The organism is Sphaerospermopsis sp. LEGE 00249 (assembly GCF_014299995.1).
Taxonomy (GTDB): domain Bacteria; phylum Cyanobacteriota; class Cyanobacteriia; order Cyanobacteriales; family Nostocaceae; genus Sphaerospermopsis; species Sphaerospermopsis kisseleviana.
In genome coordinates this window covers 1-9,165 of record NZ_JACJUZ010000119.1, presented here as the reverse complement: position 1 = coordinate 9,165, position 9,165 = coordinate 1, and the positions used below count along the sequence as shown (strand labels likewise).

Here is a 9,165-nt window from a genome sequence, read left to right as displayed (position 1 = left end):
GATATTGAGCATGATTTTAGTGCCTTAAAGAGAGCCAGAATGTATGCTCCTTCAAATACACCCTTAGATGAAATCATCCGTGATTATTGTGTATCTTAATGTCTCATTCTTAAGTTAAATGACTATATAGCCAAATTCTTCAGCAAAATCTTGAGGGGAAATGTGCATCTCAAAATATTTGCTAAAGGTATAAGACTGAGAGGGATCGAGAATTGTCATTATCTAATTTTCCTCAGTTTCAATCTGCACCCTGTAAAACTTTCATTCTGTAACGACATTCTTCCCAAGTCCGTTTACTTTCAAAAATTATTCTTAATGTATCAAACAGTTGGGGAATTAATTCAGCACCAGGTATTTTATCAAGTAATTCTTCCAATTCTAATAAAGGACGCGCTATTTCTAGTGATGCTTCTGAATGCCAATAAACTTTGAGGAAAGGTTTATCTAAACAAGGAAGTTTATCTAACATTCTACGATTAGTTGTTGACGAAAATCAGCTAAAAATTCATCAAGACTCAGAGAACGAAATTCTTCTAAGGTATTGTAATATTTGGTAATTAACCTTAGTCTTGATAAAACTATTTCAGAATCTATATTACTCATGCTCCCCACTTGTTTAACTCTATTTCAATAATTCGGTGTTGTTCTTGACGGAATTTTTTTAACTCTGATTCAGTCTTTAAGGAATTAAATCGAAAATTATCAAACTCTCCAGGTATTTTTTCATATAACATAATTCCATCACGGGCTACAAAATGAGCAATTAACCAAGAACATTGATTTAGTTGTACAATATCTATAATGTCAGGATTGATGTGCAAAACTTCACCAATCACTATTGGTAATTCAAATAAACGACCAATATTATTTGCTATGCAATTCTGAGGTTTTTCTTCATCACATAAAACCGCAAAATCCCAGTCACTATCATCTTTGGTTTTACCAGTTGCTCTAGAACTAAATAAAACTAACATTTTTAGGTAAGGTATTCTCTCAGGAATTTGTGAGGATAATTCTTGAATTTCTGTAATTGTGGGAGTATTGTTTTGCATTTGATCATCTCCATCTGCCATTGTTACACTTTTATAAAATGACTAAATTATGAATCTAACCAATTTCTGCCACCAATGGTGTCAGTTTTTCATTGGAAATTCGAGAAAGTAAATTATCGATCATAGTTTTTGACCTCAATAACTCCTATTTTCCAGAAATGGGAGTAGGAAAAACTACCCCCCAATCCTCATCAATGGTTTTTAAGTGTTACCTGTAGTAAGCGAAGCGATCGCTTTTGACTCTTTTACTAATCTATACTCATACTTTTGACCGTGAGTACGTCTTTTTTCAAATTGATAACCTTGTTTCTTGAGGACGTGCATAGTTGCAGAAAACCGATGACTCACTTTCTCTACTAACTCATATGTAGAATGCCAGCAAGCATCTGACATTACTTCAAGCATACGATCAGCTAAGTTTTCTTTCATAAAAACAAATATCCCAGTAGGTTTACCCTAAAAAGTTTTTTATCCCCCTTGTATACAGATACAATAACTGTAAATCAGCAATATGTCAATAATGTAGTTACACTTTTTAGATGAATAGGAAAAAAGAAACAATTACACTGTCAATTCCGGCTGGAACAAAGGAACAACTAGAAGAAATCGCCCGCAAATTGCGGATCTTCTGGGGAAAATCCCCTAGTATATCTGGTTTACTTGTAGCGATCGCCCAAAAAGAGTTTGAAGTTGGTGAACCTTTCACCCTCAATTCCACACAAGTAACCGCACTCCAGCAAGCTATAGGAATACTCAAGGATTCCGGTTTTATTGAACAAGCGCAAACTGTCTCTAGTTTGTTACTTGAACGTGGTCAGCTTGAACCACCGATGCGTCAATTACTACTTCAACAAGTTAGCCAACCGACGGAAGCATGGCGCATACTTGCAGATCAATTTCGCCAAAGTCAACAACCATTTCACTTACTCTATAGCAATTCTCAAGGACAGGATGTATCATTTACAGTGCGTTATGCGGAAATTGCTTTTGAGGAAAAGCGTTTTTACTTAAATATTTGGTGTGATGAAACTGAAGATATTGTCAAACCTGACTTTCCAGAACTTATACACAACCGTTGTTTACGTCTGGATAGAATCAAAGGTGTTGTCCCAGTGAACGGACAATGGCGGCATGAAGGGCTAGATACCCTAAAAATACACTTACACTTTTATGGGGGAATGGTGAAAGCTTATGAAGCAAAACCCAATGACATCAGTAACGAAGTTGTAGGAGAAGTGCGTCAAGTGATAAGAAAAGTGTCAAACCCTTTTTGGTTGGTGCGGGAAGTGTTGCGTTATGGGGAAAATTGCGAAATAGTCTCACCGGAAAATGTGCGATCGCTCATCAAGAAAAAACTGATAGAACAATGTCAAAAATATGACATTTTATAGGTGACAGGGAACAGGTGACAGGTGACAGTTAAGAAAAGAGGTGGGGACATTGGTATCAACTTAACATAAAACCTCTATCCCGCAAGGAACTCAAATTCCTTGCTAATAGAGAAAGTCATCTAAAGATGACTAAACACTAGGAAAAATTGATTAGTCCGTTTTAACGGACTTGAGCTATGAGACAGAGAATTTATTCTCTGGCGGGTGTGGAAGCTAACAGATAAACCCCTACTAAAAAACTACTTTCTGTCACCTGTCACCTATTCACCGTCACCTATTAGATCCGAGAACGCACAAACTTCTCTAACCTATCCATCCCCTTTTCTATAGTTGCCATATCCGTAGCGTAGGAAAGGCGGATGTTATCATCAGCACCGAAAGCCACACCGGGAATAACAGCAACTTGCAATTCTTCCAACAAAGCGTTGCAAAAATCCAAAGACTTCAAACCGGTTTTGCTGATATCAGGGAATAGGTAAAAAGCACCATCGGGTTTAGGACAACTTAACCCCGGAATAGCGTTAAGTCTGTCATACATTACCTGACGACGTTTGGCGAACGCTTGACGCATTTCCTCTACACATTCTTGGGAACTTTCCAAAGCAGCGATCGCCCCATATTGAGCAAAGGTACACACATTAGATGTACTATGTCCTTGAATGGTACTCGCTGCTTTAATAATTTCCAATGGTCCTGCTAAATAACCTAAACGCCATCCTGTCATAGAATAACCCTTAGCAAAACCATTACTGATCAAAGTCCGGGCAAAAATATCCGCACCTAAAGAACCAATGCTAATATGCTCTGTACCATCATAGAGGATCTTTTCGTATATCTCGTCAGAAACAACTAAAATATCAGCATCAACAATTACCTTAGCTAAAGCCTTAATTTCCTCTGGTGTGTACACCATCCCTGTGGGGTTAGAAGGAGAGTTAAGGACAAATAACTTAGTTTTTGGGGTAATCGCTTTTTTTAGCTGTTCTGGGGTGATTTTGTAGCCTGTAGAAGCATCTGTATGGACTATTACCGACTTCCCACCAGCTAACTTTACCATTTCGGGATAACTTAACCAGTAAGGTGTAGGGATAATCACCTCATCACCCGGATCAATTAATGCCACAATCAAATTGTAGAGAGAATGCTTACCGCCATTTGTCACTAAAACATTCTCTGCTTTATAATCAAGACCATTATCGCTTTTTAGCTTGTTGGCGATCGCTTCCCTTAACTTAGGTTCACCAGCAGCAGGACCATACTTAGTCTTTCCTTCCTCCAAAGCTTTAGCTGCGGCTGCTTTGATATGGGCTGGAGTGTCAAAATCTGGTTCTCCCGCGCTAAAACTACAAACATCAATACCCTCAGCTTTCATGGCCTTAGCTTTAGCTGCGATCGCTAAGGTGATCGAGGGTGTCACCTGACTTACTCTTGCTGCCAGTTTCATTCTACTTCTTTAAGCCAATCTCTATCATTTATCAGGATATCTCAGATTATTGGTTATTAGTTATTAGTTATTAGTCATTAGTCATTAGTCATTAGTATTTATTCTTACTGTACGGGCGAAGCATTCGGGCAATCAATTATCAATTTTATGAAAAGGCTATTTTCCGAATGCTTCGCCCCTACTGACTCCTAAAAATTAATTACTAAACATTTGCACTGCATAAATACTACCATCTTTCCCCATAGCTATGCCATAACCAAACTTTTTATATTCTGGTAAAAGAATATTCTTTCTATGTCCATTACTATACATCCAACCACGTTGGAATTTTTCCACCTCTCCATAAGTTAACCCTAAACCTGTTCCTGAACTTTGATATATATTTTCACCTACACCTAAATTACTATTACCACCCACTGCAACATAACGATCATAGGGACTTTTCCCATCCAGAGAAATATGATCAAAATATCTCTTTTCTCCCATATCTTCTGCATGAATTTGAGCAGCTTGTGATAGTAAATTATCTGCTACTAAAGGCGGTAAATTATTAAGTTTTCTATCTCTATTAACTAAATTTAAAGCAAAATTTCTTAACTCTGTTACGGTTCGCAACTGTTCCGCATTCCATATATTAACCTGGGCTTGTCCAATTTTCCAATCACTACCACCAGAACCATTATAAAAACCCAGATTAGAAATTTGAAACAAAGAAAGTTCACTCCAGAAATAGTTAATATCCAAAGGATACCCACGCAAAGCTTGGTTAATAAAGTGCATAATAGGAGGAGTAACCCACAGCACCATAAATAAAAGTGAATATCGCCACCAAAGATTAAATTTCTTGATTTTTTTCTTACTATTCATAGTTCAAAATATATGTTGGTAATGCACTAAGAAGACTTACGCAAAATAGGACTAAAAAGCTGATTATTGCGTAGGGGTAATTCATGAATTACCCGTACTCATGAATTACCCGTACTTTCGTGATCTTTTGCGTAAGTCCTGACTAATAAAGAATTTATCCCCCTTTTTTAGATAAAGGTTAGGGGGATACCCCAGTTCTTCAACTCACAAACTAAAACTTTGAAAAAAGTCTGAGAGAATAGTTTATAATCCTAAAAACATCAGGAAATTTTGCCACCAAGAAGTTGAGATATTTCCCACAGTCAGTTTCATCTTTTGACGAATGTTTTGAATATTCCAATTTGTCAACTGGGCTAAAGTTTGTGCTTCTTTTTCAAAACGTCGGGGTAATGATCTTTTATATTCTCTCCCCGCAGAACATTGTAAATTACCTGTAAAGGGATGTTGTAAAACATAACGTCCTTGAAAAGATTCCCGGTTAGAAGTTGTTTGAAACATCAAATCTTCAGGAAACTTATTGCGAGTATAGCGAACGTGCAAACGAGTGATGTAAACATTATTATTAGAAAACGGAAAACCAAAACCTGGTGCGATTCTATTATTGTTATTACCATTATTATCTAACCAAAACACACCAGCTTGTTTGAGTTCTTCAGTATTGAGAGGTTGAGCAGAACAAGGATCACAATTACCCATATCCCAAGCATATTCTAAAAATGCTACTTTTTTATCTTCTTTGGTGTAAGAAGTTTGGAACATAGATTTATAAAAATCCCCAAATTCGTTTTTCACAAACACAGGAATATTCATATTAGAAGGAATTTTTACTGTGCGGTAGTTAGTAACTTCTGCTTGTCCTTGAGGTGAGAGAATATAAACAATCAAATCTTGTTCAGTATTAGCATTAATCATACCCAAACGAATGGGTAACATAAACTTGGGTGATTCATAAGCAATTTGTAAAGGTCTGAGAAATTGATAACCAGATTCCTCAAATTTATCTAAGTTGACTTTAGCAACAAAGAACTTCATAGAGGAACGAATGTAAGGTTTTAATAATTGATTTGCACCTCTGGGAATTTTATAACCATTGCTATTTAACCAAGTTTCCAAACCATTAGACTCTTTAGCGCTGAGGATTAAAATATCATATTCACCCACATTAAACCGTGCCTCAACCGTCACACCCAAACTGTTATCTGCCATTGCTTTTTCTTCAGAACTTCCACCTCTTGCAGCAGCAGTTGGTGCTAACATTGACTGTGGTCTTATTTGTGGAGAACAAGGATCTTCATCAAAATATTCTACCAATCTAGGGGCGCTAAAAGCATCTAATCTTTCAATAATATTAGGTTGAGCAACCCGCACTTGTTCCTCTTTGATGACTGTGGGTACAGGTACGACAACTGCAAAATCTTTAATGTCACCTTGAAAATCATTAGCCATTGTTAATACTGTTTTATTACTATCTCGCGCAATGACTACTTGAGAAGCTTGGTTGTACAATTTAGTATCAGCTTTGGCAACATAAAAACCACAAAATGCTAAAGCTGTAGGGGCAAAAGATAAAACAGCGAAAAGTGCTATTATTAAGGGAATGAATAAACGAAATTTTTTCATTTTTTTGGTGATTGGTGATTGGTAATTGGTGATTGGGAATTGGTAAAAATATTTTCCTGCCAATCTTATTAAACTGCTAATCTTCTTGCAACCAAGAAAATCTAGGAGAAAACCAAAGATTATCAAAGAGAACAGTTAACGGCGCAAGGACAAATAAAGCCCAAAAAACTGCGGTAGAAAGAAAGAAATAATTCCGCAAAATAAAGGTAAAAATGGCAATACAAACTGCCCAAATTATACGACCGATGGGAGCGTTAGGAATAGATCGGGGATCTGTCACCATAAATAATGCAAACAGTATTAACGAACCACTCATTAACCGATGTAAGTAAACATCCCAAGTCCAACCTAGCCAAATATTACGCACAGCTTCTAGTAGGGAATATGCACTTAAAAAAGCTGCGGTAGTGTCCCAACGACCAACTTTTTGTAAAATCATTCCTCCTGTACCAAAAAATAACAGTCCATACCACCATTCGTCCCCCCATTGTCCAGGGGAAACCCAAGCATCAGAGGTAAGGGATAAGGCGGAAATAATGCCAAAGTTGGCAGGGTTGAAAAAATGCTTGTCACCTGTTTTCAAGATAAATTTGCTACTTATTGCCGTTGCTGCGGCTAAAACCATAGTTGTCCAATGGTCAGCCCGTAGTAGTAAACTAAGTCCTAAAGCAGTAATTAAAGAACTACGGAAATTAAATGTTAACTTATTGTCATTTGCTGTGGTAGTTAATAATGACCAATGACTAATGAATAATGACAATATCCATTGTGTGACTAGACAAGTGGCGATCGCAATTAAAATCAACTCAGGCCGCAATGTCCAGTCCCTAGCAGCAATTCCTAAAATCAGGAATACACTGAGAAAGAGAATTTGATAGTCTCGAATATCTGTGAACATTATCCCTGTGTACGGGTTTACCCCTAACTTTTCATTAATTTAGACTAGAGTTAGAGAAAATCATCTTCTTGTTTCAAAAATCGTAACAACTGACAACTAAGTAGGTAGGCGTTAAAAATTGTCGTTATGACAAGGCAAGAGGCACTCATGCAAGAGAGAAGAGGTTTTTAGATTAATTTACTTTTCTTTAGATACTTTGGTTTTTTCCCGTCGTTCTACTTACAGCATATTTCATCTTAGTGAGGTACAAACGGAAATCATAAAACCCTTGTGGAACAGGCATCCTGCCTGTTAGCCTTGTACCTCATAACTTAGGAAACGGCTGTATTACCCTGACTCCTGAATAATTCATAAATTATTAAATCTTTGCATTTGGCTTTTTTCCTGGATTCATCCACGCTTCTAACTGACTAAAAGCTTGAGAAGAAACCAAGGTTAAACATAAATAAATCACAGCTACTGCTGCGTAAATTTCAAAGGCGCGATAATTTTCTGCAACTATTAACTGTCCTTTTCTAAACAATTCCTCAAAACCAATTACCGCAACTAAACTGGTATCTTTTAATAAGCTTCAAAACTATTAATTTCTTGGTTATCTGTGCGAATAGCTATCGCTAACCCAGCTTTAAAATAAGGACGAGAAAAATCTACAGTTTTTGACCTTTCTTGAGTGATGGTAATTGAACTAATTGCCACATCTACGGTTTTAGCTTGCAATGCGGGAATGATGCCATCAAAAGGTAAACTTTGAAAATCTACCTGGAAATTAGCCGCAGTTGCGATCGCTTTCATTAAATCAATAGAAAAACCCTGTAACTCTCCCCCATTCTGTTGAAACTCAAACGGTGGAAATGCTGGTTCAGTCGCTACTCGCAGAGTTTTTGCCACACTAGGATTCACACTACAACTAGCTAATAGCCAGCAACTTAAACCTATCACTAAACACCAACGCAACCAACACCCAAATAAAAATTTTACCATTTCTCCCTTGATTTAAAAGTAACTTAGATCATAATCTTCTCAGAAAATTTATGGAATTTCCCCATCGCTTTACTGAGATCACATATACTCTAAATAATCAGTATTTTATTATACAGCAATTAATCCATGTATGGTTATAATGTTATTTATATAGCTATTGGTATAGCATGAATACTGACTACTAGTGTATTATTCATAATGGGAATCTATTAATTCCACACCAAAAACCTGGGAAAATGACTGAGCTATACAAGAACGCACTTCTAAACCTATGATACCGGGAATCCATTCTGCTAGACTGCCAACAGGCTTATCAGTAATACCACAGGGTACAATGCGATTAAATCCTGTCATATCAGGACAAACATTTAAAGCAAAACCATGCATTGTCACCCAACGACTCACTTTAATGCCGATAGCTGCAACTTTTCTTCCTTCTAACCACACACCTGTAAAACCGGGAATGCGTTCTCCCTGTAAACCATAATTTGCTAAAACACGAATTAATACTTCCTCAAGTTGACGCAAATACCAATGCAAATCTTGACGATAACGTTGCAGATTTAAGATTGGATACCCTACCAGTTGTCCAGGACAATGATAAGTAACTTCGCCACCTCTTTCAACTCGATGCACATTATATTCACTTTTGTCAATGTCAAATTTAAGAAATTCCGGGTTTGCACCTTGTCCTAAAGTGTAAACTGGCGGATGTTCCAGCAAGATGAGTACATCTTCGAGATCGGGGTTATTGATGCGTTCTTTGAGTAGCGATCGCTGCCATTGAAGAGCATCTACATAAGGCATTAGTTCTTTGTTATACAAAAAACAGCGGTGCTTGTGAGGTGTCTGAGTATGGATCATGGAAAAAATCAATGAGGGGAAGCAGGGTGCAGGGTGCAGGGGGAAGGG

General features: G+C 37.2%; 11 protein-coding genes and 2 pseudogenes. 2 read left to right on the top strand and 11 right to left on the bottom strand.

Annotated features, from left to right (window positions below):
- Positions 1-99, top strand: a pseudogene (locus H5968_RS23920) (IS630 family transposase); the annotation flags it as partial.
- A gap of 139 nt (positions 100-238) precedes the next feature.
- Here H5968_RS23920 and H5968_RS23915 read toward each other — a convergent pair.
- The 4 genes from H5968_RS23915 to H5968_RS23900 form a co-directional block, all read right to left on the bottom strand.
- Positions 239-469: a hypothetical protein gene (locus tag H5968_RS23915; protein ID WP_187041934.1), complete on the bottom strand. Its 231-nt coding sequence runs from the start codon at positions 467-469 to the stop codon at positions 239-241.
- Positions 463-603: a hypothetical protein gene (locus H5968_RS23910; protein WP_255427240.1), complete on the bottom strand. Its 141-nt coding sequence runs from the start codon at positions 601-603 to the stop codon at positions 463-465. The genes H5968_RS23915 and H5968_RS23910 overlap by 7 nt, the downstream gene beginning before the upstream one ends.
- Positions 600-1,052: a nucleotidyltransferase domain-containing protein gene (locus tag H5968_RS23905; protein ID WP_187041933.1), complete on the bottom strand. Its 453-nt coding sequence runs from the start codon at positions 1,050-1,052 to the stop codon at positions 600-602. The genes H5968_RS23910 and H5968_RS23905 overlap by 4 nt, the downstream gene beginning before the upstream one ends.
- Before the next feature lie 201 nt (positions 1,053-1,253).
- Positions 1,254-1,457, bottom strand: a complete 204-nt coding sequence (locus tag H5968_RS23900) for a hypothetical protein (protein WP_255427239.1) — start codon at positions 1,455-1,457, stop codon at positions 1,254-1,256.
- A gap of 134 nt (positions 1,458-1,591) precedes the next feature.
- Between H5968_RS23900 and H5968_RS23895 the strand changes: the two genes are divergently transcribed.
- Complete coding sequence (locus H5968_RS23895; protein ID WP_187041931.1) at positions 1,592-2,443, top strand: YafY family protein; 852 nt, start codon at positions 1,592-1,594, stop codon at positions 2,441-2,443.
- A gap of 277 nt (positions 2,444-2,720) precedes the next feature.
- On the opposite strand, the gene H5968_RS23890 is transcribed toward H5968_RS23895, so the two are convergent.
- The 7 genes and pseudogenes from H5968_RS23890 to lipB all read right to left on the bottom strand — a co-directional run bounded on the left by H5968_RS23890 (position 2,721) and on the right by lipB (position 9,117).
- Positions 2,721-3,887, bottom strand: a complete 1,167-nt coding sequence (locus H5968_RS23890; RefSeq protein WP_187041930.1) for a pyridoxal phosphate-dependent aminotransferase — start codon at positions 3,885-3,887, stop codon at positions 2,721-2,723.
- 195 nt (positions 3,888-4,082) lie between these two features.
- The gene (locus H5968_RS23885) at positions 4,083-4,754 is read right to left on the bottom strand and encodes a CAP domain-containing protein (protein WP_187041929.1); all 672 of its coding nucleotides are present in this window, start codon (positions 4,752-4,754) and stop codon (positions 4,083-4,085) included.
- 243 nt (positions 4,755-4,997) lie between these two features.
- Positions 4,998-6,374 (bottom strand): DUF2330 domain-containing protein, encoded by a 1,377-nt coding sequence (locus H5968_RS23880; protein WP_187041935.1) that lies wholly within the window; start codon positions 6,372-6,374, stop codon positions 4,998-5,000.
- A gap of 76 nt (positions 6,375-6,450) precedes the next feature.
- Entirely contained in the window at positions 6,451-7,275 is an 825-nt protein-coding gene (locus H5968_RS23875; RefSeq protein ID WP_137666918.1) for an RnfABCDGE type electron transport complex subunit D, read from the bottom strand.
- A gap of 355 nt (positions 7,276-7,630) precedes the next feature.
- A complete protein-coding gene (locus tag H5968_RS23870; protein ID WP_187041928.1) occupies positions 7,631-7,795 on the bottom strand; it encodes a hypothetical protein in 165 nt (54 codons plus the stop codon).
- A 44-nt stretch (positions 7,796-7,839) separates the two neighbouring features.
- A pseudogene (locus tag H5968_RS23865) lies at positions 7,840-8,253 on the bottom strand (transporter substrate-binding domain-containing protein); the annotation flags it as partial.
- A gap of 189 nt (positions 8,254-8,442) precedes the next feature.
- A complete protein-coding gene (gene lipB, locus H5968_RS23860) occupies positions 8,443-9,117 on the bottom strand; it encodes a lipoyl(octanoyl) transferase LipB (protein WP_187041927.1) in 675 nt (224 codons plus the stop codon).
- Positions 9,118-9,165 lie beyond the last annotated feature (48 nt).